24 protein-coding genes and 1 pseudogene are annotated in these 26,824 nt (G+C 52.8%); 6 read left to right on the forward strand and 19 right to left on the reverse strand.

The features are described from left to right. Positions 1-488: 488 nt before the first annotated feature. From ACOXYR_RS15430 to ACOXYR_RS15480, 11 genes and pseudogenes are all read right to left on the reverse strand, one after another. The gene (locus ACOXYR_RS15430; protein WP_421356116.1) at positions 489-797 is read right to left on the reverse strand and encodes a hypothetical protein; all 309 of its coding nucleotides are present in this window, start codon (positions 795-797) and stop codon (positions 489-491) included. Between the two features lie 147 nt (positions 798-944). After that, positions 945-1,535 (reverse strand): hypothetical protein, encoded by a 591-nt coding sequence (locus ACOXYR_RS15435; RefSeq protein ID WP_421356117.1) that lies wholly within the window; start codon positions 1,533-1,535, stop codon positions 945-947. Then, positions 1,522-2,160, reverse strand: coding sequence for a hypothetical protein (locus ACOXYR_RS15440; RefSeq protein ID WP_421356118.1), 639 nt, complete (start codon positions 2,158-2,160; stop codon positions 1,522-1,524). The genes ACOXYR_RS15435 and ACOXYR_RS15440 overlap by 14 nt, the downstream gene beginning before the upstream one ends. A gap of 439 nt (positions 2,161-2,599) precedes the next feature. Further along, positions 2,600-3,079 (reverse strand): annotated as a pseudogene (locus ACOXYR_RS15445) (contractile injection system protein, VgrG/Pvc8 family); the annotation flags it as partial. 35 nt (positions 3,080-3,114) lie between these two features. Continuing rightward, on the reverse strand, positions 3,115-3,399 hold the full coding sequence (locus tag ACOXYR_RS15450) for a type VI secretion system PAAR protein (protein WP_421356740.1): 285 nt from the start codon (positions 3,397-3,399) through the stop codon (positions 3,115-3,117). Between the two features lie 122 nt (positions 3,400-3,521). Continuing rightward, positions 3,522-4,193: a hypothetical protein gene (locus tag ACOXYR_RS15455; RefSeq protein ID WP_421356741.1), complete on the reverse strand. Its 672-nt coding sequence runs from the start codon at positions 4,191-4,193 to the stop codon at positions 3,522-3,524. Then, complete coding sequence (locus ACOXYR_RS15460) at positions 4,177-4,950, reverse strand: hypothetical protein (protein ID WP_421356742.1); 774 nt, start codon at positions 4,948-4,950, stop codon at positions 4,177-4,179. Before ACOXYR_RS15460 ends, ACOXYR_RS15455 begins: the two co-directional genes overlap by 17 nt. Positions 4,951-4,964: 14 nt before the next feature. After that, positions 4,965-7,211, reverse strand: a complete 2,247-nt coding sequence (gene tssI / locus ACOXYR_RS15465; RefSeq protein ID WP_421425964.1) for a type VI secretion system tip protein TssI/VgrG — start codon at positions 7,209-7,211, stop codon at positions 4,965-4,967. 180 nt (positions 7,212-7,391) lie between these two features. After that, positions 7,392-8,780 carry a phenylalanine transporter gene (gene pheP / locus ACOXYR_RS15470; protein WP_113857556.1) on the reverse strand — a complete coding sequence of 463 codons (1,389 nt, stop codon included), beginning with the start codon at positions 8,778-8,780 and terminating at the stop codon, positions 7,392-7,394. 301 nt (positions 8,781-9,081) lie between these two features. Further along, positions 9,082-11,286, reverse strand: coding sequence for a TonB-dependent receptor (locus tag ACOXYR_RS15475; RefSeq protein WP_421356699.1), 2,205 nt, complete (start codon positions 11,284-11,286; stop codon positions 9,082-9,084). Positions 11,287-11,777: 491 nt separating this feature from the next. Next, positions 11,778-11,942, reverse strand: coding sequence for a hypothetical protein (locus ACOXYR_RS15480; RefSeq protein ID WP_421356700.1), 165 nt, complete (start codon positions 11,940-11,942; stop codon positions 11,778-11,780). Here ACOXYR_RS15480 and ACOXYR_RS15485 point away from each other — a divergent pair. Beyond that, the gene (locus ACOXYR_RS15485) at positions 11,926-12,336 is read left to right on the forward strand and encodes an EamA family transporter (RefSeq protein WP_421356701.1); all 411 of its coding nucleotides are present in this window, start codon (positions 11,926-11,928) and stop codon (positions 12,334-12,336) included. The two genes, ACOXYR_RS15480 and ACOXYR_RS15485, sit on opposite strands and share 17 nt — an antisense overlap. Here the strand turns inward: ACOXYR_RS15485 and ACOXYR_RS15490 are convergent. Then, on the reverse strand, positions 12,326-13,546 hold the full coding sequence (locus ACOXYR_RS15490; RefSeq protein WP_229837671.1) for an HD domain-containing phosphohydrolase: 1,221 nt from the start codon (positions 13,544-13,546) through the stop codon (positions 12,326-12,328). The genes ACOXYR_RS15485 and ACOXYR_RS15490 overlap by 11 nt on opposite strands. Positions 13,547-14,004: 458 nt before the next feature. Here ACOXYR_RS15490 and ACOXYR_RS15495 point away from each other — a divergent pair, with 458 nt between their 5' ends. Genes ACOXYR_RS15495 through ACOXYR_RS15510 form a run of 4 tightly spaced genes read left to right on the forward strand, consistent with a single transcriptional unit; the run spans position 14,005 to position 17,997 of the window. Continuing rightward, positions 14,005-15,351, forward strand: a complete 1,347-nt coding sequence (locus ACOXYR_RS15495) for an LLM class flavin-dependent oxidoreductase (RefSeq protein ID WP_113857560.1) — start codon at positions 14,005-14,007, stop codon at positions 15,349-15,351. Between the two features lie 10 nt (positions 15,352-15,361). Continuing rightward, positions 15,362-16,198, forward strand: a complete 837-nt coding sequence (locus tag ACOXYR_RS15500) for an ABC transporter permease (protein WP_108473997.1) — start codon at positions 15,362-15,364, stop codon at positions 16,196-16,198. Positions 16,199-16,250: 52 nt separating this feature from the next. Then, on the forward strand, positions 16,251-17,213 hold the full coding sequence (locus ACOXYR_RS15505) for an ABC transporter substrate-binding protein (RefSeq protein ID WP_015965457.1): 963 nt from the start codon (positions 16,251-16,253) through the stop codon (positions 17,211-17,213). A gap of 10 nt (positions 17,214-17,223) precedes the next feature. After that, positions 17,224-17,997: an ABC transporter ATP-binding protein gene (locus tag ACOXYR_RS15510; protein WP_421356702.1), complete on the forward strand. Its 774-nt coding sequence runs from the start codon at positions 17,224-17,226 to the stop codon at positions 17,995-17,997. 29 nt (positions 17,998-18,026) lie between these two features. Here the strand turns inward: ACOXYR_RS15510 and ACOXYR_RS15515 are convergent, their stop codons facing one another. From ACOXYR_RS15515 to ACOXYR_RS15525, 3 genes are read right to left on the reverse strand one after another with little or no spacing between them, the layout of a single operon-like run. Beyond that, complete coding sequence (locus ACOXYR_RS15515) at positions 18,027-18,749, reverse strand: amino acid ABC transporter ATP-binding protein (RefSeq protein WP_108473999.1); 723 nt, start codon at positions 18,747-18,749, stop codon at positions 18,027-18,029. Beyond that, a complete protein-coding gene (locus tag ACOXYR_RS15520; RefSeq protein WP_108474000.1) occupies positions 18,736-19,500 on the reverse strand; it encodes an amino acid ABC transporter permease in 765 nt (254 codons plus the stop codon). The genes ACOXYR_RS15515 and ACOXYR_RS15520 overlap by 14 nt, the downstream gene beginning before the upstream one ends. 39 nt (positions 19,501-19,539) lie before the next feature. After that, on the reverse strand, positions 19,540-20,307 hold the full coding sequence (locus ACOXYR_RS15525) for a basic amino acid ABC transporter substrate-binding protein (protein ID WP_421356703.1): 768 nt from the start codon (positions 20,305-20,307) through the stop codon (positions 19,540-19,542). Between the two features lie 224 nt (positions 20,308-20,531). On the opposite strand from ACOXYR_RS15525, the gene ACOXYR_RS15530 reads away from it, so the two are divergent. After that, complete coding sequence (locus ACOXYR_RS15530; RefSeq protein ID WP_421356704.1) at positions 20,532-21,350, forward strand: SDR family NAD(P)-dependent oxidoreductase; 819 nt, start codon at positions 20,532-20,534, stop codon at positions 21,348-21,350. Positions 21,351-21,368: 18 nt separating this feature from the next. Here the strand turns inward: ACOXYR_RS15530 and ACOXYR_RS15535 are convergent, their stop codons facing one another. The 4 genes from ACOXYR_RS15535 to ACOXYR_RS15550 form a co-directional block, all read right to left on the reverse strand. Further along, complete coding sequence (locus ACOXYR_RS15535; RefSeq protein ID WP_421356705.1) at positions 21,369-22,265, reverse strand: helix-turn-helix domain-containing protein; 897 nt, start codon at positions 22,263-22,265, stop codon at positions 21,369-21,371. Between the two features lie 1,024 nt (positions 22,266-23,289). After that, entirely contained in the window at positions 23,290-23,613 is a 324-nt protein-coding gene (locus ACOXYR_RS15540) for an NIPSNAP family protein (RefSeq protein ID WP_108474004.1), read from the reverse strand. Next, positions 23,610-24,725: an NADH:flavin oxidoreductase/NADH oxidase gene (locus ACOXYR_RS15545; protein ID WP_421356530.1), complete on the reverse strand. Its 1,116-nt coding sequence runs from the start codon at positions 24,723-24,725 to the stop codon at positions 23,610-23,612. The genes ACOXYR_RS15540 and ACOXYR_RS15545 overlap by 4 nt, the downstream gene beginning before the upstream one ends. A gap of 14 nt (positions 24,726-24,739) precedes the next feature. Then, positions 24,740-26,476: an FAD-dependent oxidoreductase gene (locus ACOXYR_RS15550; protein ID WP_421356529.1), complete on the reverse strand. Its 1,737-nt coding sequence runs from the start codon at positions 26,474-26,476 to the stop codon at positions 24,740-24,742. Between the last annotated feature and the right edge of the window lie 348 nt (positions 26,477-26,824).

Genomic DNA, 26,824 nt, shown 5'->3' on the forward strand with positions numbered 1-26,824 from the left:
TCACGATTAAAGCAGTATGCACGTATCGTAAAAGCTAACGTGATACTGTGAGATATCCGCTCTTATAGTGTCCACAGCACCATGCCTCCCCATAATACTAATGAACGACGTCAAGAGGCATAAACCTTGTGCAACATATGGCTTGTTGTCATCAGCTAGTTGAATTTGTATTTAATGTTTTCTGAAAATTTCTGATTCAGATTAATTCTGAAATCGACTTCATTCATCCGGGTCATCAGTGTATCGCACCAGGCATAGACAACATTACCGCTGTAACTTACCCGCAGCGACCGGATCAGCTCATACGTTTTTCTCCCGAATACCCTGTTACAAATAAAAAGATACTGAAGGTCGGCAGTAAAAATATAATCAGTCTGCTGAGCCATTGTGGCTGTAATGGCATTCACTTTGTCGAAGAATACCACTGGCAGCTTTCTCACCATACAGGTGGTCACATATAAAACCGCATTGAGGGTAGCAACATTGATTCAAGCGCCGACGCCACGCCAGAGATCAAATTTCTGACTCGATTTCAGTTTTGAAGGAGCGTCAATGCCCATAATATCCGGCGCTGAGACACAAAAGCTATAGCATTGCACAAAATGTACAACATGCTGGCTATAGCTGTTTTTAAACGTGTAGCCCTGACGACCAAATTCACTTACCGGGCGCTCGCAAAATGAACATTTTTTCTCAACTATTTCTGGTTCAATCATATAAGGAGCGACACTGGGAGTTAGTGATTTATATATCAGGTCAACAGGACGGGTTGTTAAATCGACTACAGAAACATTCATATTATTAATTCATCCGGGAATTTTTAATTATAATCAATGATAGTGTTGTGCGAAGGTACAAGATTTCTTCTTGTTTTTCAGTCGCTTTAATACAAACCTAAGGATTTCAGTGTTAACATTTACTATGTTTCATACTTTTAATACTAATTACGGCAGATTATGGTCTGCATTTGGAATACTACCCAATTCGATTTCACACTCACCAGAAAACAATTTTACGAATAAATCAGATTTAAAATCATATGCCACATTAGCACATCTGTCTTCTCCTGCTTTTCCATTTGCGGGGATGTTTTGACCCCTAATCCACAGCATACTACTTGTAGCATAAAATTCTGCATCAAATAAATCAGGGGAAGGTGTTCCATTGTCAATGATGGAATAATATTTTGTATTACCATTGAAAGCTGGTAGTTCTGATACTTTTTTCCCATTAATTTTATCAATAATCCATCCACATACCCATCCATCGTCGCCACATTCTTCAGGAAGCTCTCCGTTTTTACTAATATAAATACCATAGTGACCGGAAAAATTAACTGGATTTAAAATAGAATTTCTCATTAACTTTTTCCATTTCTCAGAATACATCTCCTGCCGGTCAGAAAAATCAACTTCTTCCACAAAAGCGCCATGCTTTATATTAACTGGATAGTTTGAAAATTTTGGCGGTGTATTTACATCAGCATGCGCCGTTAAAAATACACACAGAAACAAAAAGACTTTATTTACCTTCATTTTTTGACTCCTCAAATACTCTAAACATATCTTCCGGCATAATGTGCGCGCGATTTATACCATCACCCGAGTAATAAGACACGCCTTCAACAGCAGCATATCTTCTTTTATGTATTCTGTTCCCATGAGCATCTATTTTAATCGAGCCATCAAAATTTATCTCAAACTCCGTTTTTGAGCGACTAATTTCTTTCCCCAAGCGAACTCCTGCCGAAGTAAATTCTTTTGCCCAATCATAGATAGCGTCTTCAATATTACGATCCCCGTCAAGATAATTAATTATTGCTGACCGCTTTATTTTAATTAAATACTCTTCGAATATTCTATCTTGCATATCCTCATCATACCGGGCATTAACATCAAGTCCAGGCACCCTTACGGCTTCCTTTAAAGTTACTGGTACAATCCGAAATCTACCTGTGGCAAATAAACCATTTGAAGAAGGATCTGCTTGAGATTCCATAACCTCTTGAATGGTCATACTGGTAAAATTAGTTTTAAAATGTGCTCTGTAAGTCACATGAACATTATAAGCTGTATAATCATTTTTGGATTCCACACTACCAAGTAAATTCGCAAATGAGCTGTGTGCCCAACCACGATGCTTAAAGTATAATTCACCCATGACTAATTTTAGACAAAAAACATCTATCCACTATCACAATAAAAATATAACCTAATGCCCCCATAAGAGAAATCCAAAGAGAATGTATTGAAAACCACTCAAAAAAACAAGTAAGCGATTCCCTGTAAAAAATTGGAAAACTTAGCTTTGTCGATAGAAACGTTGCAACCAATAAAACCGGAGACGCAATTAAAATAGAAAAAAACGAAATAAATATTATCCCTACACTATTATGTGCAGATATCAGAAAAAAATGTTCATAAACAAAAAATATAAAACTGTAACTATTCGTCATTACAATTACAGAAAAGACAAATACAAACATTTTCAAAATAAATTTATTTTTCATTCCAGAGACCATAATTCCCTAATTCTTCCTCGGTAATACCTTCCCCTAAGATCTTTGCGCTCACTTCCCTAGATGACTCAACGACATCTACAGCCGGGTCAGAAACGCCAGGTCGCTTTCACCGTACTGGACGCAGAACTCCCGGGCCGGGTGGCTCTCATAAAAGCGCGGGGTCCACTGCGTCACACCGTCCTCGTTTAACAGCGTGGCGGAGATGGCCTGAATATCCTGCTGCTGGAAGATACGGTAGTTCTGCCGCAGCCCGCTGCGCCACAACGGCGGGCGTATCTGAAGGTGGTACTGCATCTGCCAGCCGTTGTGCTCCTTCATGCCGAACCCCGCCACCACACCGCTCACATAACGCAGCGCCGTGCTGCCCTGCCAGATAGTCAGCACGACACCCTTTTCCAGCAGCTTCTTCGCCGTCTGGCGGAACGAGTCGCTTGCGACATCCACATCCAGGACAAACGGCGATGAGTATGACTGCGTGAGGCGGAAATCCACCAACGCAAACGTCTCCGGTACCAGTCCATCCACCGTCAGCGTAAAACGCAGCCCTTTTAATGGAATGATGACCTCCCTAATATTGCTACAGTAAAAAGCAATTAACCGATATTGACCGTGCCGCCACCAATAACCACGCCGCCGCAGTCAATGGCATCGCCGGTTCTGGCGGCGGACAGGCCATCGATAAAGACAGAAGAAGAGCCGCCTGCGATTTTACGGGGGTGAGGCGGATGGTCCGGTTTGGCGTGCGGCGTCAGCGGGTCGCCCTGGCGGGCGGCGGGCAGGCCGTCAATAAAAACGGTGGAGGAGCCTGCAATAATGGCGGTCTCGTAATAACCGTCATGCTGGGTGCCTTTGTCACTGAGTCTGGCTGCTGTGGGCATGTTAAGTTCCTTAAATGCATATTGGTCAGATATCGTTCTCTTCTTTGTAGTTATTTAATTGTTATTTCGATGTATTTTTATAAGCTGATGTCAAAGGGTATGTTTATTAGCACCAATGGGAATCAACGAACAATATTGGTGTAATACCAAACAACTTTAAGCCCTCCCCCATTTGCTTTTTTATATATAGCCACCAGCCAATAATTAGAAAAATCATCATTATTAATAACATCATTCAAGACTATTTTTTCATCGAAAGAAAAGAAAGCAACAGTATATTTCCCACCTGACTCTTGCAACTCTGCCGATAAATACTTCTCTACACCTTGAAAAACATATGTAAAGTAAACACGTGTTAGGTTAAATCCATCAAAACCAGAACGAAATTTCATATTTACACTAAGATGTAAAGATGGCCTCATTAATTCAGTTGAACTTCGTGGATATATCCTTGAGGTCCAATCCCAATCTGAATAATACTTATTAATACATTGATTACTTGCGGAAATATCGTCACATTCATATATATTGCTTGCCTTAATTTGCCTTCCTAGTTGATCATACGAGTACACTCTATTTCTTGCATCAGATACTATTCTATCTGCCTCTGGACAATATACATCTATATTCTCCCAAAGTCTTCTTAGCGTATTATACGCAAGATCATTCGACACTTTTTTTTCTAAAATCTCATGTTGTATTTTTTTAAATTCAGCATAGGCACCGTCATCAATATCGCATGCCATTGCATATTGAGGCAGCAATAACAATAAAAATTTATATTTTTTCCACAATTAGCTCACCTATATATAATCCTTTTGTATTTGGAGTTCTGTGCGAAATCAAATAATCATATACTATATTCCATTTCTGGACATCATATATTGTCACACAACCTTCAGATAAATTCCCTAAATGTATATACCTAGAACTATTCCCACGAGTTCCAGCCAGCTCTATTGGGAACCATATATCATTACATACTATAACACCAGGTGGAAATGCCTTTCTGTACCAATCCGTTGGCCCTGCAATATTATGAGAATGATCTGGAGCCATTATTTTATGATTACCAGGAACAATTGGTGAAAAGTTAAATTCTGGTGGCCACAAGCTATTAAGAGTTGCTTTTATTTCTGTACCATTAACAGTCAGGGTCGCGAATTGTTGCAATAACTCACCTTTAAATTTTGATACAGCTTTAACAGGCTTACCATCATACTTCAACTTTAAAATAGCACTTTCCTGAGTTGGTCCTTTTTTATGGGTGCAAACGATGGCATTCTTTTTTGCCAAACTAATAGTCTTCCCCATTACTTCTAACTTATCACTTTCAACTCTATAATAAACTCGACCATTTTCTTCCTTTAAAACAGTGAGTTTTGTATTCTCATGTAAGAAAGCATAGTCATTAGGCTCCACTTTAACTTTTAGCCAACCTTCAGGTTCGGTTTCATTAGGAAGGCGATTACTATATACCACGACTCCCTTTACAATCTGTTGACTATTAGCTTGCGGGTTAGTACTTCCATTATTGTTGCTTAATGCCATATCCATCACTCCAATTAATCAAAGTCATATTCAAAAACAAGCTCTTCTATTTCAGTGGTTGTTATTCGTTCTGTTTTCCCGTCCTGATCAGTTGTTCCTCTATAAATCATTCCCCCGCTTGTTGTTATTTTATACTTCATAAATGCAATTGGACTCCCTTCGTCGTCCTGAAGCAAAAATTGCTCATCAAACATGAGCGAAATATCTGATGCCAGAATTGACACAGGTGTCCCCGGACTGCCTCCCCCGTTGAGGTTTATCTTCGGCCCCACTATATCCACCCCGCCAGCGTGTATCACCACGAACGAGCCGCCCACCTTCAGGCTTATCTGGCTGCTGCTCTCCAGCACGATATCCCCGTCCACCTTTATCCCCAGCGCGCCACTCACCTTCTCCGCCAGGTCGCCCTTCACCTCCAGACTGTGTTTCCCCTCCACCAGACTGACGTGGTTCCCCGTCGTCCTGTGCTCCTGCTTGCCTTCCACCGTCACCTTTCGGTCGTTTTTTACATACAGACCGTCATCGTGGCTGACCTCCACCCGCCGGTCGTTCGTCACCTTCAGCGTCTGGTCATTGCGCACCGTGATGCTCCGGTCATGGGCCACTGTGATGGTCTGGTCATGTCCCCCTTCTTTTTTTGTGCCCACCGTCACCGTCTGCCCCAGCCCCACCGTGATTTTCTGGTTGTTGCCGATGGTCTCCGTGTGGTCATGTTTCACGTCCGTCGTCCGGTCGTTAAGTACCGCCGTATCCATGTTCTTCTGCGCGTGGATATAGACCTGTTCATTATCCGTGGCGTCCTCGAATCGCAGTTCGTTAAAACCACCGCCCTTGTACGTCTTTGACCGGATGGTCATCTGCGTCTTCGTCCCCGGCAGGTCGCCCGGTGAACGGTTATCCTCGTGGTAGGTACGGCCCGTCACAATGGGCTGGTCCGGGTCGCCGTTCAGGAAGTCCACTATCACCTCCTGGCCCACGCGCGGTATCGCCAGGTTGCCGAACCCCGTTCCCGCCCACGCCTGCGACACCCGTATCCAGCACGAACTCTCCTCCGTCATACCGTGATAACGGTCCCAGTGAAACTTCACCCGCACCCGTCCGTGTTCGTCGCAGAAAATCTCCTCGCCCTCCGGCCCGGTGACAACGGCACTCTGCGGGCCGTCCACCTTCGGCTTCGGCAGGGGCTGTGAGCGCCAGGTCCGGTCTGCCGGGATGACTGTGATATGGTTACTCAGCGTCGTACCCCGCCCCCGGCTCCCGTGCAGCGCCTGCGGCTGGCTCCCCGTCAGCGTGCTGCTCACCACCTGCCACTCACGGTTCGGGTTCGCTCCCTGTACCGGATGCCCCGTCAGGGTGAACCGCCGTCCCGGCCACAGCGCCGGGGAGTTGCTCACCCCCGTCGCCGCTTCGGCATTGTTACGCAGCCCTTCCAGCCGGTAGCGGGTGAAGTCCTGACCGTGCTGCTCGTCCTTGTAGCGCCCCGGCCAGTCCAGTATTTTGTACTGCGTTAACTGCCCGTTGAGGTTTTCAGCATCCTCAATGTAAATACCCGGCCAGTCCGGCACCTTAAACGTGTAGTCTTTTGAACGCACCTGCGAGGGGCGCACCTGCGCCTGGTAGCGGAACAGGCTGATGCACGCCGTCGTCACCTCGCGGGTGTTCGGGTTAAACGGTATCTCCCCGTACACCGGCAGGCCCGCCACATCATCACACAGCGTGAGCGTCTGCCCCGGGCTGTCGTCAGCGTATCTGTCATAAAAGAAGATGCCTTCCTCCGCCCACAGCCGGGTCAGAAACGCCAGGTCGCTTTCACCGTACTGGACGCAGAACTCCCGGGCCGGGTGGCTCTCATAAAAGCGCGGCGTCCACTGCGTCACTCCGTCCTCGTTTAACAGCGTGGCGGAGATGGCCTTAATGTCCTGCTGCTGGAAGATTCGGTAGTTCTGGCGCAGCCCGCTGCGCCACAACGGCGGGCGTATCTGAAGGTGGTACTGCATCTGCCAGCCGTTGTGCTCCTTCATGCCGAACCCCGACACCACACCGCTCACATAACGCAGCACCGTGCTGCCCTGCCAGATAGTCAGCACGACACCCTTTTCCAGCAGCTTCTCCGCCGTCTGGCGGAACGAGTCGCTGGCGACATCCACATCCAGGACAAACGGCGATGAGTATGCCTGCGTGAGGCGGAAATCCACCACCGCAAACGTCTCCGGCACCAGTCCGTCCACCGTCAGGGTGAAACGTAATCCGTCAAAGGCCATATGCACACATCCCTGCGTATTTAAAGGATGCGTAATTTAAATCCGGAAAAGGGGAGGGAACGTGATGAAGGAAGGAAATCAGTAAGATTCAGAATACGTTTAGATCGTGGATAGGAAATAAAAAAACCGGACAGGGCTTAGCCCCTATCCGATTTTTTTTATAATGCCAAAGGCGGGAATTTACCCTTTACGCCGCAACGTCTTAAACGCAATAAACAGGAACACCACCCACACCGGCAGCAGAATTGCCGACAGGCGCATGCCATCCATGGTGCACATCAGACCGAGGATCATCAGCAGGAAGGCGATGCAGATATAGTTGCTTGCAGGCGACAGCAGCGCTTTAAACTTCGGCTCACGGCCTTTACGACGCATCGCTGCGCGGAACTTCAGGTGCGCCATGCAGATCATCACCCAGTTGAGCAGCAGCGTGGCGACAACCAGCGCCATCAGCAGGCCGAAGGCCTCTTTTGGCAACAGATAGTTCACCAGCACCACCAGCGAGGTGATCGCCCCGGAAAGCAGCAGTGAATTCACCGGTACGCCGCGACGGCTGACTTTGGTGAGGAATTTCGGCGCGTTGCCCTGCACGGAAAGACCAAACAGCATACGGCTGTTGGAGTATACGCCGCTGTTGTACACCGAAAGTGAAGCTACCAGAATCACGAAGTTCAGCGCCGATGCCACGATGTTGCTGTCCAGATTATGGAAAATCATCACGAACGGGCTGCTGTCGGACTTGATCTCTACCCATGGGTAAAGCGCCAGCAGAACCACCAGCGAACCGATATAAAACAGCAGAATACGGTACACCACCTGATTAACCGCTTTTGGAATGGTGGTTTCCGGGTTACGCGCTTCTGCGGCGGTAATACCAATCAACTCCAGCCCGCCGAAGGAGAACATAATCACTGCCAGCGAGGTAATCAGCCCATTCCAGCCGGTGGCGAAGAAACCGTTGTAGCGCCACAGATTATCAATGCTGGCGCGATCGCCGCCGTGATCGGTGAACAACATCCACAGACCGAAACCGATCATACCGATGATGGCCAGCACCTTAATTAGCGCAAACCAGAACTCCGTTTCGCCATATAAGCGGACGTTCACGAGGTTGACGGCGTTAATCAGCACAAAGAAGCCCGCCGCCCAGATCCAGGTGGGCACATCCGGTAGCCAGTACTGCATATAGATGCCCGCGGCGGTGAGTTCCGCCATGCCAACCAGTACGAACATCACCCAGTAGTTCCAGCCGGAGAGGAAGCCCGCAAACGGCCCCCAGTACTTGTAGGCGAAGTGAGCAAATGATCCAGATACCGGCTCTTCCACAACCATTTCACCAAGCTGGCGCATGATCAGAAATGCGATAATCCCGGCAACGCCATAGCCCAGCAGTACCGCCGGGCCCGCCATCTGAATCGCCGGGCCAATGCCGAGAAACAGACCGGTGCCAATCGCGCCACCGAGGGCAATCAATTGAATATGTCGGTTTTGTAAGCCGCGTTGCAGCGTCGGAACCTGTTCCGACGAAGCATCCTGAATACTCCCGGATGCTGAGGACGTGTCTTTCACGTCAAACCCCTGTAGCTTTTTTATGAAGGCGCATCTTTTAACACTTCAATGCCGATGTCGCAAGGCAATACATTCAGAGCGGTAATTAATGAAACGCCCCGATAAGCCAGGCTTACCGGGGCGTAGAAGCAGAAAATAGCGACATCAGGAGACTGATGACAAACGCAAAATTGCCTGATGCGCTACGCTTATCAGGCCTACAGGGTGCCTGCAATAGATTGAAATCGCAACATCTTGTAGGCCGGATAAGGCGTCTACGCCACATCCGGCAAGAACAAAGCGCACGTTGTCAGCAATCTGATTAGAAGTCGTACGACATCGACACTTTCAGCGTTCGTGGTTCACCCTGGAACAGGTAAACGCCGGTATCATCCACACCAGACCAGTACTTCTCGTTGGTCACGTTGGTCACACCGACACGCCAGACCATTTCGTTCTGATCGGCGTTCAGGCGCATGCGATAACGCATCCCGAGGTCGAGGGTGGTATAGCTATCCAGTTTCTTGGTGTTTGCCGCATCGGCATATTGAGAGCCTGTATGATTGACGCGTGCGGTGGCGGTTAAGCCCTCCACCGGTTTGATATCGTACTCAGCGCCCAGCACCATATAGAAGTTCGCCACGCCCACAGCATCTTTGCCGTCGGTTACGCCATTGGCGGTTTTACGCTGTTCCGCGTTCAACCACTGGGTGCTGCCGTTCAGGCGCAGGCCCAGCATCGGTTCGCCAAAGACATTTAACTCAACGCCACGGTTGCGCTGCTCGCCGTCCATTTTGTAATAATTCTGCGCATCGGAAATAGCGTTCGGTTTTTTGATTTCAAACAGCGCCAGCGAGCCGCCGACGTTGCCGTAATCCACCTTCACGCCCAGCTCATTCTGTTTGGAATGTGCGATACCGGTGCTTTGCCCGGCGTTGGCGGCGGTACTCGGTGCGTTGGAGCCCGGTTGCAAGGCTTCGGTATGGTTAGCGTAGAACGAGACTTCTTCCCACGGTTTGTAGACCAGGCCCACGGTCGGCGTCCAGCGGCTTTCCGTGTAGCGACCAGAAAGGTCTTCATTACCTGTGGCATTGCTGTAGTTGCGTACCACCACTTTCTGGTAGCGCGTTGCCGCCGTCAGCAGCACGCTGTCGTCAAAGAAGCCCAGCGTATCGCTGAACAGCCAACCCTGAACGCGGCTGCGCGAGGTGGTCAGCGGGTCAGTATAATTTCCACCAAACCATGCATTATCCGGCATCGTGACATCATGATTATCATAGATGTTTGTAGTCGGGTTATTGGAGGACATGCGCCACGCCGTCGCGTCTTTGCGAACCTGTGCGGCATAGCCAATATTCACCTGATGACTGACCGGCCCGGTCTCGAAGTTGCCGCGCACGCCGCCCATTCCACTGTAGGTATCAATCAGACGATTAGTGTCCAGACGACCAACCGTCGCATCACCATTGGCATTGACCAGCTTCGGCGCGCTGTAGGTTCCCAGCTCATGACCATGCTGCATACCCCAGGCCGCGTAGGTCGTCCAGTTATCGGTCAGATCGTACTCAGCTTTCGCCATACCGAATTCGTTTTCGATATCGCTGTAGCCCCATTTCTGGCTGTAGTTTTTGGTGGTATCCGGAACGGAAGGAACGAAATCGACGCCGCTAATGTTGACGCCCATCGTGCCGCCGTGGAAGGTTTTCTTCTGGTAGCCGAAATCAAGCGATGAACGGAAACGGTCGCCGCGATAGTCCAGCCCCACCGAAGCCAGCGTGGTGCGACGTTTATCGTTATCGACCGCCCCTTCCCCTTCGCGATGCAGCACGTTCACGCGTGCGCCAAACTGGTTGTTATCCCCAAAGCGACGCCCCAGATCCAGCGAACCGCCTACCTGCGAGTCAGAGGTGTAGTCCACGCCCACGCGAGTAATTGGCGTGTCTTCGGCACGTTTAGGCTCAAGGTTGATCATCCCACCGACACCGCTGCTCGCCGCGCCATTCAGCAAGGCATTTGCGCCTTTGAAGACTTCCACGCGCTCCAGCATCTGGGTATCCATGACCTGACGTGGCACCACGCCGGCCAGGCCGCCCATGGTCATGTCATCGCCATCAAGCTTAAAGCCGCGAATACGGTAGGTCTCAGCAAAGTTACCGTAACCCTGCACCGTCTGCACGCCCGCATCATTGCTGACCACATCGGCGATGGTTTTCGCCTGTTGATCGGCCATCAGCTTTGAGGTGTAGCCAATGACGTTAAACGGCACATCCATCGCTTTCTGCTCGCCCAGCATCCCCAGACGCCCACCGTGGGCGATTTGTCCGTCGAGATAGGCCGGAACCGGTTGATCGCCACCCGTTTTAAAATCGCTGCCCTCAACGGCCTGAACCACCATCGTCTCTTCCTGCGCTTTTTTAGCCGGAGTGTCGGTGGTGGTTGCCGCGCTGGCGGAGTGCGCTACGCTGCCTATCGCTAACGCCAGCAGCGTTTTGCGTAATAGAGAAGTGAAACCCTGTGTGTTGTGCATAATTCGCTCGTGAAAGACGCTGAAGATGACGTTTGCGGCGATGCTTATTTATCTGCCTGTACGTCCGATGAAGGGCGTCAGAACTCACCACAAACGATAAAGAGAACGAGAACTATACTCATTAAAAATTAGCAATCAAGCATAATTAGCCGGTTAATGAAAGGGATGACGCACGAAGCAGAGCCTGTAGAATGGAGCGCTTACACAGAGGGGGAATATCGGTGCTGCTGAAAATTATTCTGGCGATGGTCGCGTTCGCGGCAAATTCCCTGCTCTGCCGTCTGGCGTTAAAGGGCCTGCATATGGACGCCGTCTCTTTCAGCAGCGTGCGCCTGCTCAGCGGCGCGATTGCACTTTTCCTTCTGCTGCAGCTTCCCGCCCTTAAAAAGAAACCGGAATTTAACTGGCTGAATGCCTGCCTGCTCGCGCTCTATGTTTTCGCATTTTCAATTGCTTATGTCTCAATGGGCGCGGCAATGGGGGCACTGCTGTTATTCGGCACGGTACAACTGGTGATGGCCGGGTGGGGTTTCATGCGCGGCGAGCGCCTGACGCCGCTGAAAGCCGTCGGTATCGTCGCCGCCGGTGCTATTACTGCTGCCTGGCGCAGCGCATCCCCCGCTCACCGCGGCGTTGACGATGATCGTATCCGGCATCGCCTGGGGGTTGTACTGCATCACCGGGAAACGGGTACAAAATGCCGCCGCCGCCACCGCCGGAAATTTTATACTGGCCGTGCCGATTGCGCTGGTCGTGTTTCTGCTGAGCGGAATGCAAACCCATATGGATGCGAGCGGATTGATGCTGGCGGTCACCTCGGGGGCACTGGCGTCAGGCGCTGCCTATTTGCTATGGTATTCTCTGCTGCCAATGCTCAGCCCCGCGACGGCAAGCACGCTACAACTCAGCGTTCCTTGTCTGGCGGCGTTAGGTGGAATGGTGTTTCTGGGCGAAGCGCTCACCGCCCGTATGCTGATCTCTATCGCTGTGACCTTGTCGGGGATTGGGTTGGTTATCTATGCCGATCGCAGCCGAAACACTAAGGAATAGACGCCACATCCCGCACCAGCGCCCGGCCACCTTCGCGAGCCTGGTTTACGATGCTGTAAAAGGCGTCTTTGTGCTGATGCAGCAACGCAACGATTTCACCGTCAATTGAGCCGTCCTCTACGGCTTTATCCATAATGTCCAGCGCATCCTGAATGCTCAGTGGGCCACGATATGGACGTACTTCTGTTAATGCGGTGAAGAAGTCTGCCACCGCCACAATACGACTGGGGATATCGAGATAAATACGGTTCAGATGATAAGGATATCCTGAACCATCAAGACGTTCATGATGGTTCGCCGCCCATGCAGCAATATCGCCTAATTCCGCCACAACGCTAAGTATTTCTGCGGTCTTATAACTGTGCTCTTTCAGCATGCTGTACTCTTTCCTCGACAACGCGCTTTTTTTCTCCAGCAGCCTGATAGGAACATACAGTTTGCCGATGTCGTGAAGATAACCGGCTATTTCAATTCGCTGCTGATCGTGGCTGGTCATTCCGCTGTAATAAGCCAGTTCGCGGGCCACCAGCCCGACAGTCATGCTGTGGGCAGCGGTAAACCCGCTGTGAGTGTCAACAATACGGGCAATCAGCGTACAAATTTGCTGGAAGTCATCGATATCCAGGTGAATAACTTTAATAGGAGAGATAACCTTCACAACCCGAGGAATATTATCGGTTTGCAAACGAAACCAAAAATATTCTCTCTGACTGATAACCTTCAGAAAATCATAAAACTCAACGGGAAAATCAGCGTAACGCTGAGCAAATCCGTTGCAGATATCTTCACTACAGGTCGCAAGGTTTTCCGGGTACAGGCGTAAATCGTATTCAAACCGATCGCAGAAAGAGAGAATAGCTTTTTCCAGCCGATAGTTGTCTTCATACCCGGGACGACGGGTGTAGAGAATTGCTTTTGTCTTGTCAAAAATCTCAAGGCCATTCAGCATGTTATAAGAATAACGCTGATGTAATTCATTGTTAGAATGAAAATCGCCGTGTTCGCGGCTACGGATATCGATAAGCTCGCCGATATCATGGAGTAATGCAGCAATGTAGAGATTCTTCTGCTGCTCTTTACTCAGCCCAAGATACTCGCAAAGCTCCATTGCGACGATAGCCGTTCGCTCCATGTGTTTCACTAACTCTGGAGAGACAACTTTAATGAGTTCGTTAATAAACTTTATTGATAATTGCAGGGATATATCCATGATTCGATTCTATTTTTCTCTCTTTTACCCAATGATACACCCGCTTCATTTCGTTGCGAATTGAAGATCCTGCAATTATGATTGTCACGATTATTTTAATTATAAATGTCGGGCATATCCAGTAAAACCCAGCCATTATTGCTCTTCTGCGTTATTTTATCCTCATCTGCAACACAGATTATATGTTATCGCAAATTAAAAAGAGGCGAACTATTGGTAAAACTAAATAATAACCTACCTACTTAGTCGTACTCTCGATGACAGGCAAAGTTATTGCTAATTTAGCTTAACAATTAATACAAAACTCGCTCATATCAGCCTGCATTCTCTTGTCGTCATCAAACTATAATCAAAAAACAGATAATCTATTCAACATTTGTTATTTCAAATTAGCGGAACTCCCTCGCTATTCTGGCCTCCAGGCGGAACATCCCGTATCCCATCAGGAGGTAAGGCACATGACTAAACAGATAAAGCTCGGCGCTTTTCTGCCCGGCGGTGGACAACACATCGCGGCGTGGCGTCATCCGGACCAGCCGGCAGATGGCGCAACCAGCTTTGAATTTCATAAACAGCTCGCACAAACGGCTGAGCGCGGCTTGTTTGACGCCTATTTTCTGGCGGATGGCCTGGCAGCTCCCGCCGCTGGCGGAACCGAAGGCGGCAGCGCCAAAGTGGCTGGTTTTGAACCCGTCACCTTATTCAGCGCCCTCGCCCCGTTGACCAAAAATATCGGTTTTATCGCCACCGCCTCCACCACTTATGAAGAACCCTACAACCTGGCGCGCAAATTCGCCTCGCTGGATCTCATTTCCGGCGGCCGAGTGGGCTGGAACGTGGTGACGACCGCGACCGATGCCGCCGCGCACAACTTTAATCTTGATACGCAGCATCCCCATGAATATCGCTACCAGCGCGCGGCAGAGCATGTTGAGGTGGTGAAAAAACTGTGGGACAGCTTCGAAGACGACGCATTCATCCGCGATAAAGCCTCCGGCGTTTTCTTTGATGCGCAGAAGGTACACGCCACGCATCACCGGGGAAAATTCTTCAAAGTGAAAGGCCCGCTGAACGTGCCGCGCTCACCGCAGGGGCAACCGGTAATTGTCCAGGCCGGGCAATCCGAGAGCGGACGCGCGCTGGCCGCCGCCACCGCAGAAGTGATTTTTACTTCCCATCAGCATCTGCACACCGCTCAGGCGTTCTACCGCGATATCAAAGCACGCGCCAGAGCGGCAGGCCGTAATCCTGACCATGTGTTGATCATGCCAGGCGTCGCGCCGTTTGTCGGGCGTACAGAAGAAGACGCGCAGGAAAAGTACCGCAAGATTACCTCACTGATTGTCGAGTCTGACGGTATCGCCTTGTTGAACGGACTGGCCGGGGGAGCGATCAATCTGGCGGACTACGATCTCGATGGGCCGCTGCCGCCGCTGCCGGTAACGGAAGGGATGAAATCGCGCCCGGAGCTGATCCGCCAGATCGCCGATGAAAACAACTTCACCATTCGTGAGCTCTATCAGTGGGTCGCCACCGCCCGCGGTCACTTTACCCTCGTCGGCAGCGCTGAACAGGTGGCGGATACGCTCCAGGAATGGTTCGAGAACGAAGCCGCCGACGGGTTTAATATTCTGCCGCCGTGGCTGCCAGGGGGGCTGGATGACTTTATTGAACTGGTGCTGCCCATCCTGCAACAGCGCGGGCTGTTCCGCACCGCGTACGAAGGGACGACGCTGCGCGAAAACCTCGGGCTGCCGTTTGCCGAGAATCGGCATGCCGCCCAGCACCGCGCCAAAGTCGCCTGAGGAGTGAATCATGAGCATGTTATATCCTTCCACCGGGGCCACCGTCTCCCGCCCACGTAAGGCGGCGAAAACCGCGGCGCTTTGGTCAACGCGCAGCCTGAATTTCTTCGCCCGCTACGGCCTGTTGATGCTTTTCTTCGCAGGTTGGCAAGTCGCCAGCAGCGTCGGCTGGCTGAATCCGGCAGTGATCCCACCGCTCGATAAAGTGGTGCTGGCATTGTGGAACGGTGTCCATTCTGGCGCGCTGTTGGGCGATATCACAATCAGCCTGCAACGCGCCGGGCTGGCGTTCTTCTCAGCAGTGATTATCGGTATTCCACTGGGCCTGTTTATGGGGCAAATTCGCCCGATTGAACGCGCACTGGATCCGATTCTGCAACTTTTCCGTCAGACCTCCGCGCTGGCGCTCTACCCGGTCTTTATTCTGCTGTTCGGCCTTGGCGAAACGTCGAAAGTGTTCGTCATCTTCTGGGCCGCCCTCTTCCCGGTGCTGTTATCAACCATTAGCGGCGTGAAGCAGGTCGATAGCAAGTTGCTGGAGATGGCACGCACCTTCGGCGCAGGCGAACTGACGCTGTTCCGCCGGGTGATCGTTCCGGCCTCAATTCCGGGCATTTTCGTCGGCCTGCGTTTATCCGCCACCACCGCCCTGCTGCTGCTGATTGCCGCCGAGATGATTGGCGCAAATCGCGGAATTGGCTTCCAGGTGATGAACGCACAGTACAATTTCCAGATCCCGCTGATGTTTGCCGCCATCTTCCTGCTGGCGCTGGCCGGACTGCTCGCCAACAGCATTCTGGTGTTCCTGCAACGCCGCCTGTGTCGCTGGAATCCGCGTGACCAATAACGTTTTGCACCACCCACTATAAGAAAACACTCATCGCAGACAGGAACAGATCATGAAAAAAATTCTTCCGCTTTTTTGGGCGACCACGCTGATGCTTTTTGGTGCTTCCTCCGCAGCACAGGCGCAGGATGAAGTCACGATGCGCTATATGACCAGCCACGGTGGCATTGCGGCCCATGAACTGGCGGATGCGTTAGGGTATTTCAAAGGGACGGGGATTACCTTTAAAAGTGCCGGTTACGCCAGCGGCGGGCCAGAGTCGCTGTTTGCGCTGGCTTCTGGCAGCATCGATATCGGTTCTGCGGCCACGCCTGCGGTGATCAACTCCATCGCCGGAGGCAATCAGTTTGTCGCGGCCTATCCAACCAACGGCATTGATAACACCACCAAATCGATTTTCTATGTTCGGGAAGACAGCCCGATTAAATCAGTGAAAGATTTGGCAGGGAAAAGTATCGCTATCAATACGTTAGGTGCACATCTCGATTACACGGTTCGCGAGGCGCTGCATAAGGCCGGGCTGCCGGAAAAAGCCGCACGCCTGGTGGCGGTGCCGGGCCCGCAGCTTGAGCAAACGCTGCGTTCCGGCCAGGTGGATGTTGCCGCGTTTGGCTACTGGCAGACCACCTTTGAAGGCGTGGCCCGCAGCCACGGCGGCCTGCGTCCGATTCTGAATGACACGGAGGTGCTTGGCCCTATCGCCGGTGGATTTACCGTTCTGCGCGCGGATTTCGTAAAAGCGCACCCGCAGGCGGCACGTGACTTTGTGCTGCAATCCGCACGCGCGCTCGATTTCGCCCGCGAGAACCCGGAAAAAACGCGCGAAATTCTGGCACAGAAACTAAAAGAACGCGGCGAAAACCCGGAGCTGGCGAAATACTTCACCGGCTATGGCGTGCGTAAAGGCGGGCTGGCGGAAGATCACGACGTGCAGTTCTGGCTGGATGTTCTGCAACGCGGCGGCGTGTTGCAAAAAGATCAGCTGAAAACCAGCGATATACTGTTAAAAGTCTGAGGAGACCGCCATGACGATGCCACATACGGATTTACCGCGCGGCGATATCGCTATCCGCCGCCTGCATAAAGCGTTCTCTCTCGACGGTCAGCCGTTTGATGTGTTTCGCGATTTGAATCTGCATATTGAGAGCGGGCAGAGCATCGCTATCGTCGGGCCCAGCGGCTGCGGGAAAACCACTCTGCTGCGTATTCTTGCCGGGCTGGAGCAGCCCGATGCCGGAGAGGTAGTCATCGACGGTCGCGCAGTGCAGGGAATGAGCCGCGAGCGCGCGGTCATTTTCCAGGAGCCTCGCCTGCTGCCCTGGCTATCGGTGCTCGATAACGTCAGCTTCAGCCTGGACGTGCAGGGAAAGTCAAAAACGCAGGCGCGCCTTCGCGCGAAACAATCCATTGAGCTGGTCGGTTTAAGCCAGTATGAAAATGCCCTGCCCGGCCAGCTTTCCGGCGGCATGGCGCAGCGCGTCGGCATCGCCCGTGCGCTGGCGATCGACCCGGAAATTCTGCTGCTGGATGAACCACTCGGTGCGCTGGACGCGATGACAAAAATCACCATGCAGGAAGAGCTGGAACGCATCCGCGCCACGGAAAATATCACCATGGTGCTGGTGACGCACGACCTGGAAGAAGCGATTTATCTGGCGGATCGGGTGCTGATTTTGCCGAAAGAGAAAGGCAACGCCATCAGGATTATCGATGTGAATCTGCCCCGCCCGCGTGAACGCAGCGACGGCGCATTTGTGGAACTGCGCCAACAGTTAATGGCGGAGTTTGGTCTGCACTGAAATAACGCCCGGCAGAGGCCGGGCGAAACTCACAACACTTTACTCAGAAATGCCGCCGTGCGTGGGTTTTGCGGCGCAGTAAAGATCTGCTCCGGCGTACCCTCTTCCTGAATAATGCCCTGATCGATAAACAGCACGCGATCGGCTACTTCCCGCGCAAAGCCCATTTCATGAGTCACGATCACCATCGTCATCCCTTCCTGCGCGAGATTTTTCATCACGTCCAGCACTTCGCCCACCAGTTCAGGATCCAGTGCGGAGGTCGGTTCATCAAAAAGAATGATAGAAGGATCCATGGCCATAGAGCGGGCAATGGCTACGCGCTGCTGCTGACCGCCAGAAAGGCTGGCGGGCCAGGCGTCGATTTTGTCGAGCAGCCCGACTTTTCGCAGCAGCACTTCCGCACGGCTAATCGCTTCAGAGCGCGACAGCCCTTTCACCGACACGGGTGCCATGATCAGGTTTTCCAGCACCGTCATATGCGGGAAAAGATTAAAGCGCTGAAACACCATGCCAACGCTTTCGCGCATTTTGTTGAGGTTGGTTTTCGGCTCATGAATATCAAAACCATTCACCGAGACTTTACCGTCATCGGGCGTTTCCAGCGCATTCAGGCAACGCAAAAAGGTGCTTTTCCCGGAGCCGGAGGGGCCGATAACGCACACCACTTCCTGAGGCTTAATCTCGCAGGAGATCCCGCGCAGCACATGAGTCGCACCAAAACGTTTTTGCAGATTTTCAATGTGAATCACTTTTGCTCAACCTCTTTTCCATATGCTGAACCAGCAGCGACAAGATAAACGTCAGCACCCAGTAGATAATCGAGATAGCCAGATACGGTTCCCAATAGGTGGCATACGCGCCAGAAACCGTCCGCGCCGCGTAGGCGAGATCGGCCAGACCAATCGCCGAAGCCAGCGAAGAATCTTTCACAATAGCAATCGCGTTATTCCCGAGAGGCGGCAGAATGCGTTTAAACGCCTGCGGCAGGATGACCTTGCGCATGGTTTTGCCCCACGTCATGCCCAGCGCGCGTGAGGCTTCCATCTGCCCGCGGTCGATAGACTGAATGCCTGCGCGGAAGATTTCAGAGACATACGCCCCGGCATTGAGGGTAATCGCCACAATACACGATAGAAACGCGCCGTAGTCTGAGCGCAGCATACGGGCGAAATCGACCGACATGATGCCGCTCGTCACCAGCACACCATCGCGCGGGTTGATGAGCAACGGTACCAGCGCGAAGTGCACGACCATAATCTGCACAAACAGCGGCGTACCGCGAAATGCGCTGACGTAAACGCGCACCGGCAACTGCACAAAATAGCGCAGAATAACGCGCCACGGGCCATGCTCGGCTTTCGCCATCCGCCCGAGGCCCAGTAATAACCCCCACAAAGTGCCCAAAATCACGCAGATAATGGTGCACTTAATGGTCATCCACGCGCCTTCAACAAAGAGCGGCGCATACTCCTGGATGATTTCCCAACGAAATCCGGTCATGACACATCCTGTCCGTTTTTAAAATAAGTATCCGCGTTGTTATTGCGCAGGTAAGACAGGCACATCGGCATCAAACCACTGGGTGTAAATTTTGGCGTAGGTACCGTTTGCGACGATTTTCTTCAGGCCAGCGTTGATTTTGCCCAGCAGTTCATCGTTTCCTTTGGCGACCGCAATACCAAAATATTGACGCTGGAATTTGGCATCCTGCACCAGTTTAAACGCTTTTTCCGGATGATTTTTGATGTAGTACTTCACGACCCCCACATCGCCTACCGCCGCACCGAGGCCATCTTCATACAGTTCCTGCAGCATCAGCGGCGTATTATCAAAACGTTTGATATCGGTGCTGTTTTTACCCAATACATCCGAAACCACGATATCGCCGGTGCTGGAGTTCACCACGCCGACTTTCTGGCCTTTTAACGCACTGAGGGAATTCACCGCAGAGTCTTTCGCCACCACAATGGACTGATCGGCCGGGAAATAAGGCGCAGAGAAATCCACCATTTGCTGACGTTTGTCGGTGATAGTAATACCGGAAATAATGATGTCACGATCGCCGGAGTTCAGGGTGGCGAAAATGCCTTCCCACGGCGTGTTCACCAGCTTAATGTCGAAACCTTCTGCTTTGGCGATCGCTTTGATGATGTCGATATCAAAGCCTTCCAGCTGCTTTTGGCTGTTTTCAAACTCAAATGGACGATAAGTTCCGCCAGAGCCCACCACATAGGTTTGCGCCGCCGCGACAGTCTGCGCTGCCAACGCCGCCAGTAAACATCCTGCCAGTGCCATTTTCTTCAACATGATTCATCCCCTAAAGAGTTAATTTTGTTAATTATGCGATTTTAGTGAATAAAAATACACTAACAGTTTTATGAACTCAACCATGCGCGGGTTCGCAAAAAGCGTTTTCGCATCGAAAAGTGTCAGTCAGCTTTCTTTTCGTCCATTCCCTTTTTTCCGTGTGCATCAAACAATTAACAGACGTCTGACACCTGCATTCATCACCATAAAAAGGGAGTAACCCTATGAGCGAATCACATCATTCTCGCGACTGGCTGGGCCTTGCCGGGCGCATCTTTGCGGTAAGTGGCGCGGCAAGCGGCATTGGCGAGGCCATCGCCACGGCGCTGGCGCAACAGGGAGCAAATGTCGCCCTGCTCGACCGTAATCCCGAAGGCTGCGAAGAGGTAAAACAACGACTGGCGACCTATCCGGGGCGGCGTTTAGTGGTGGCCTGCGACGTCAGCAGCGAAGCACAAATCAAAGAGGCGGCGTTGAGCGTACGAGAAAAACTGGGGCCGTGCTGCGGGCTGGTGAACGCCGCCGGGATTTTGCGCCCGGCGGGGCTTGCGGAGATTAGTGTTGAGCAATGGCAAGCTCAACTGGCGGTGAACCTGACCGGTTATCTGCTATGCGCGCGCGAGTTTGCCCATGATATGCGCAAGGCGGGTAGCGGCAGTATTGTGCACATCGGCTCCATTTCGGGGCGCATTCCGCAGCCGTGGAGCGGCGCGTACAGCCCGGGCAAAGCGGCGGTGGGCCTGTTATCACAACAGATTGCGGTGGAATGGGGTAGCGACGGAATACGCAGTAATGTGGTCGCGCCAGGGATGATCGAAACCGCACTGACCGCAGACTATTATGCGCAACCCGGCGTGCGCGAGAGCCGCGAAGCCTTCACCGCCAGCCAGCGCATCGGCAAGCCGGAAGATATCGCTCACGCGGTACTGTTCCTGCTGAGCGACAAATCCGGGTATATCAACGGCGCGGAACTGGGCGTCGATGGCGGCCTGCCCACCATGTTGATGGGAAAACTGCCGCGACCCGGGTTTAGCGGAAAATAAACCAGGTCCTGCTCGCGGTTATGCGTGGGCAGGCGTCTCACAGCCCGCGGTCGGTTTCTCACGAAATCCGCGTGGAGACGCTCCCGTTGCACGGCGGAAAAAGCGTGAAAAGTAGGTCGCATCGCTGAAGCCGAGATAATCCGAAATCTGACTGACCGTCATGCTGGTGTACAGCAGGCTACGTTTCGCCTCCAGCAGCAGACGCTGATGTAACACGCTCAGGGCGCTGCAACCGTGAAATTCCCGACACAAGGTATTGAGATGAACACCGGACATGCCAATCTCACTGGCATAGTGCGCCACGGGTAAGTGTTCGCGATAATGATTTTCAACCAGTTGATTAAAGCGACGAATGGCGGCACGTTTGCGCTCAACTTTATCGCTGGCGCTCGGCTGCGGTGCGGCCTGGCGGTTCAGCCAGACCATCAGGGCACTGAGTAGCGAATGAATCATCATATCGCGCGCGTCGTTATCGGACTGATACTCCTGCTGGAGGGTCTCGAAAAGTGACTGAATTTTCTCCCGCGAGTCGCCAACCGGGACGCAGGTGGCCTGATTTAACACCTGTAGCGGGCGGCCAAACTGCTGCTCGAACTGCGCCACCAACGGCGCGGCAAGCGAGAGGGAAAACCCTTCGGTTCCGGGAGAAAAACGAAAACCGTGCACGCAAAGCGCAGGGATTATCTGGATACAGGCGTCATCGAAGGCGTGCGTCACGCCTTCGATTTCAATCTCGCCCTGCCCTTTGTGGACGTAAAGAAGCTGGATAAGATCCGTATGCTGATGCACGCGGATACACCAGTCATAGAGGCTACTGCGGCTGTGAATGGATTCACAATGCAGCAAATCCGGCGTCGGCCAGTGCAGGCTTTCGCCGTAGAGCTTAAAGACCGGAATGCTGTTGGTCAGGTTCATGGTGCCTCCATTGGATGGAAATCATGAGGGACATCGGTGCGAGCATTTTCCCCCTCACCCTAACCCTCTCCCTCAAGGGAGAGGGGATCGATTGTGCACGGTGCTGAGTCCTGCGCTGGTTTTCTCCCTCTCCCTGTGGGAGAGGGCCGGGGTGAGGGCATCGGTGCGCACATTTCCCCCTCGCCCTCACCCTCTCCCTCAAGGGAGAGGGGACCGATTGTGCACGGTGTTGAGTCCTGCGCTGGTTTTCTCCCTCTCCCTGTGGGAGAGGGCCGGGGTGAGGGCATCGGTGCGCACATTTCCCCCTCACCCTAACCCTCTCCCTCAAGGGAGAGGGGACCGATTGTGCACGGTGTCGAGTCCCGCGCCGGTTTTCTCCCTCTCCCTGTGGGAGAGGGCCGGGGTGAGGGCATCGGTGCGCACATTCCCCCCTCACCCTCTCCCTCAAGGGAGAGGGGACCGATTGTGCACGGTGTTGAGTGCTGCGCCGGTTTTCTTCCTCTCCCTGTGGGAGAGGGCCGGGGTGAGGGCATCGGTGCGCACATTCCCCCCTCACCCTCTCCCTCAAGGGAGAGGGGACCGATTGTGCACGGTGTTGAGTGCTGCGCCGGTTTTCTCCCTCTCCCTATGGGAGAGGGTCGGGGTGAGGGCATCAGCGCGCACATTTCCCCCTCACCCTAACCCTCTCCCTCAAGGGAGAGGGGATTGATTGTGCGCGGTGCTGAGTTCTGTGCCGGTTTTCTCCCTCGCCCTGTGGGAGAGGGCCGGGGTGAGGGCATCGGTGCGCACACTCCCCCCTCACCCTAACCCTCTCCCTCAAGGGAGTGGGGGACGATTGTGCACGGTGTTAAGTGCTGCGCCGGTTTTCTCCCTCTCCCTGTGGGAGAGGGCCGGGGTGAGGGCATCGGTGCGCACATTCCCCCCTCACCCTCTCCCTCAAGGGAGAGGGGACCGATTGTGCACGGTGTTGAGTGCTGCGCCGGTTTTCTCCCTCTCCCTGTGGGAGAGGGCCGGGGTGAGGGCATCAGCGCGCACCCTCCATCGTCGCCCGAATTAACCGCGTCTCCTGCGCCACAATAAAGGGTTCCGACGCCTTTAAATAGGCGGCAAATCCTGGATGGGAATCGCGCAACTGACTCCGGCGTTCATACTCCGCCAGGCTTTCGTACCCCCACAGGTGAACAAACTGGTTCTGCGGCCCCACAAAGCTTGTGTAAAAACCCAGCGGATGCCCCAGCGTTTCCAGCAAAATCGGCATCGCCAGCGAATCAAACACCTCGATGAACTCGTTCATCTTACGCAGGCGAATGGTGTAAATGCGGTGATCGACAATCGGCATCGTATTCATTTGGCCTCCTGAGTCTGGTGCGTCGGCCAGCCAAGCGGCCCAAAGCGGTCATACGGTTTCGGCCACGGCGGCGTTTCGCCCAACGCAATCGCGGCATGGATCGGCCAGTTCGGGTCGTCGAGCATCCCGCGCCCAATCGCGACCAGATCCGCCCTTCCCTCCTGCAAGATCTCTTCCGCCTGCTGCGCTTCATAAATCAGCCCAACGGTGATTACCACCGCGTCCGGCAATGCCTCTTTGACCGCTGCCGCAAACGGCACCATATAGCCAGGCTTATCAGCCGGCGGAGTTTGGTTGTAGATATTGTAGCCGCCAGAAACGTGAAGATAATCATAGCCCAACGTATGAAGTTCGCGGGCAAACTGCACCACCTCTTCCAGCCCTAAACCGCCTTCGGCAAATTCGCCGCCGTTGAAACGCACACCCAAGAGGTGCGTTTTAGGCCACGCATCACGCAGCGCTTTTGCAACGCGCAGCGGAAAACGCATTCGATTTTCCGGGCTGCCGCCGTACTCATCTTTGCGTTGGTTGCTGAGCGGCGACAGGAACTGATTCAATAGATAACCGTTGGCGGCGTGCAGCTCAATAAAATCGACGCCCGCCGCTAAAGCACGTGACGCCGCCGCGACAAAACCGTCGATAATGCGCGTCATGCCTGCTTCGTCGAGTTCTTCCGGCACCCGCCAACCGGGTTTATAGGGAATAGCGGAGGGTGCGACCGTCGGCCAGCCGCCCTCTTCGTCAGCCAGTGAAGTGCCCTGATTGCGCCACGGCGGATTGGTGCCCGCCTTGCGTCCCGCATGGTTAAGCTGCACACCAATCGGCGTGGCGCTGTAGGTGCGAATATCCGCCAGCAGCTTTTTCAATGCCTGCGCCTGTTCGTCATGCCACAAGCCGAGGCAGTGCGGCGTAATGCGCCCGTCAGGCGTGACGCCGTTCGCTTCACAAATCACAAGCCCGGCACCGGAAATCGCCAGACCGCCAATGTGCTGGGCGTGCCACGGCGTAGCGATACCATCGTGGGCGGCGGAATATTGCGACATCGGCGGGACGACAATACGGTTGGTCAGCGTTAACGGCCCCACGGTAAGGGGGGTAAAAAGTGTAGACATCATCATCTCCGAATTCAGGATGCTTCACGCTGAAGCAGCGCAGAGGTTTCACCGCGTGCGGCAAGGGAGTTGGCGGCGATATAACCGAAGGTCGCGGCAGGGCCGATGGTGATCCCCGCGCCCGGATAACTGCCGCCCATGATGCTTGCCATCTCATTTCCGGCGGCGTACAGGCCGGGAATGGGCAAGCCCTGTAAGTCGAGCACGCGCGCTTCACTATCGGTTTTCAAACCGTGGAAAGTACCGAGATCGCCCATAAACAGCTTCACGGCGTAAAAGGGCCCTTGTTCAATGGGCGCGACACAAGGATTTGGCTGATGGTTGGCATCGCCAAGATAGCGGTTATACGCTGACTCACCGCGCCCAAACTGAGTATCTTTCCCACGCCGTGCATCGGCGTTAAAAGCCGTAACCGTATGATTTAACGCAGCAACGGGCACGCCCATTTTCTCTGCCAGCGCCGTCAGCGTTTTGCCTTTCAGCAGATAACCGTTGCGGGTATACAGCGAAACGGGCAATGGCGCAGGCTTGGCGAATCCCATGCCATATTTACGCAAGGCTTTGTGGTCACAGATTTGCCACGCGAAGGTTTCGTTATCGTCGCGGCAGGTTTCAATCATGGCGATACCGACGTCATGATAGGAGTCCGCTTCATTACAAAAGCGCACGCCATGGCGATTGACCATGATAAAACCTGGCTTATAGCGATCGACCAGATGCGGGAAGACAAATTGCTGGCGACCAATCTGCACTTTCGATGCCGGGATCCACGCCGCACCGTTCGGATAACTGTTATCAAAACGCGCGCCAATGCGTTCGGCCATCGCAATACCGTCGCCGGTGTCCGCGCCCGGTGGCGTCGGTGAAAGCTGAATGCCGCCGCGTTTAACATGCGGATATAAGTTCTTCAACCGCGCATCATCGCGGGCAAAACCACCGGAAGCCAGCACCACGCCGCGATTCGCATACAAAGACACGCGCTCGCCGTCGCGCTCAGCCACCACACCGCGTACCACGCCGTTTTCCACAATCAGCTCTTTGACGGCCATCCTGGTATGAATCGGCACGCCAAGATCACGCGCCGAGCACGCCAGCCTTGCGACCACCGCATTCCCGCCGTTAGCGGTGATCCCGCGCCCATAGCGGGCAATTTCCAGCAGATGACGGCTCAGCCGCTTCACCACGTAGGCGAAAGATTTCAGTGACCGGGTAGCATTAAAGAAGTGTTTGAGATCGTTATTCGACGAGCTAAACATCATTCCCATAAACGTGATAGTGCGTAACGGTTTACGCAGACGTTTCATGTCATCGCCCAACTGGCGAATATCGAACGCTTCCGGTACCACCGAGCGCCCGCGCATCACGCCGCCCGGTGCATCCGGGTGGTAATCGGGATAATGATAGAGGTTGCAGCAAAAACGGGTTTTCTCTTCAAAAACGCGCAGCATCTGCGGGGCCTGTTGCAGGAAAGCTTCCACCAGCTCCGGGCGATAGCTTTCGCCCGCTTCGCTACGCAAATAGGTACGCGCCGCATCGATAGAGTCCTCAATGCCCTGTTGCTGCGCCAGATGATTGTTGGGGATCCACAGCACACCGCCGGAAAACGCCGTCGTACCGCCGAAAACGGCCTCTTTCTCAATGATCTGTACATCCAGCCCCTTCAGGCCCGCCGTCACCGCAGCCGAGAGGCCGCCTACCCCGCTGCCGACCACCAGAACATCGCACTCGCGTGCCGGTTGCTTCATCGTCATAATCCCCTCCCCTTATCCCTAAGAAGAAGAAACTTGCCAGGACTGTTCATAGGATACCTCGCAGATGAATGTTCCAATTTGTTTAATTTATGTTTTAATTTTGTTTCATCTGCATTTTTGACAGGCTGAAAGGGAAAAAGAAGGGCACTTTGTAAGTAAAACCTGCACTTTTCGACAATGACGCAGAAGTGTGGAGTGAATCAAAGTTTTGTCCGGGGGAAAGGAGCAGGAGCAAGAGCGGGTTCCGATCTGTGCGATCGGAACGAAAAAATAGAGTTTAGAAAACAAACAGCAAAATAAAAATATTCATCACCGCGACAATCGATAATAAAGCGTATAAAGTAAATT

The sequence above is a fragment of the Pseudocitrobacter faecalis genome, from assembly GCF_965231525.1.
Classification (GTDB): domain Bacteria; phylum Pseudomonadota; class Gammaproteobacteria; order Enterobacterales; family Enterobacteriaceae; genus Pseudocitrobacter; species Pseudocitrobacter faecalis.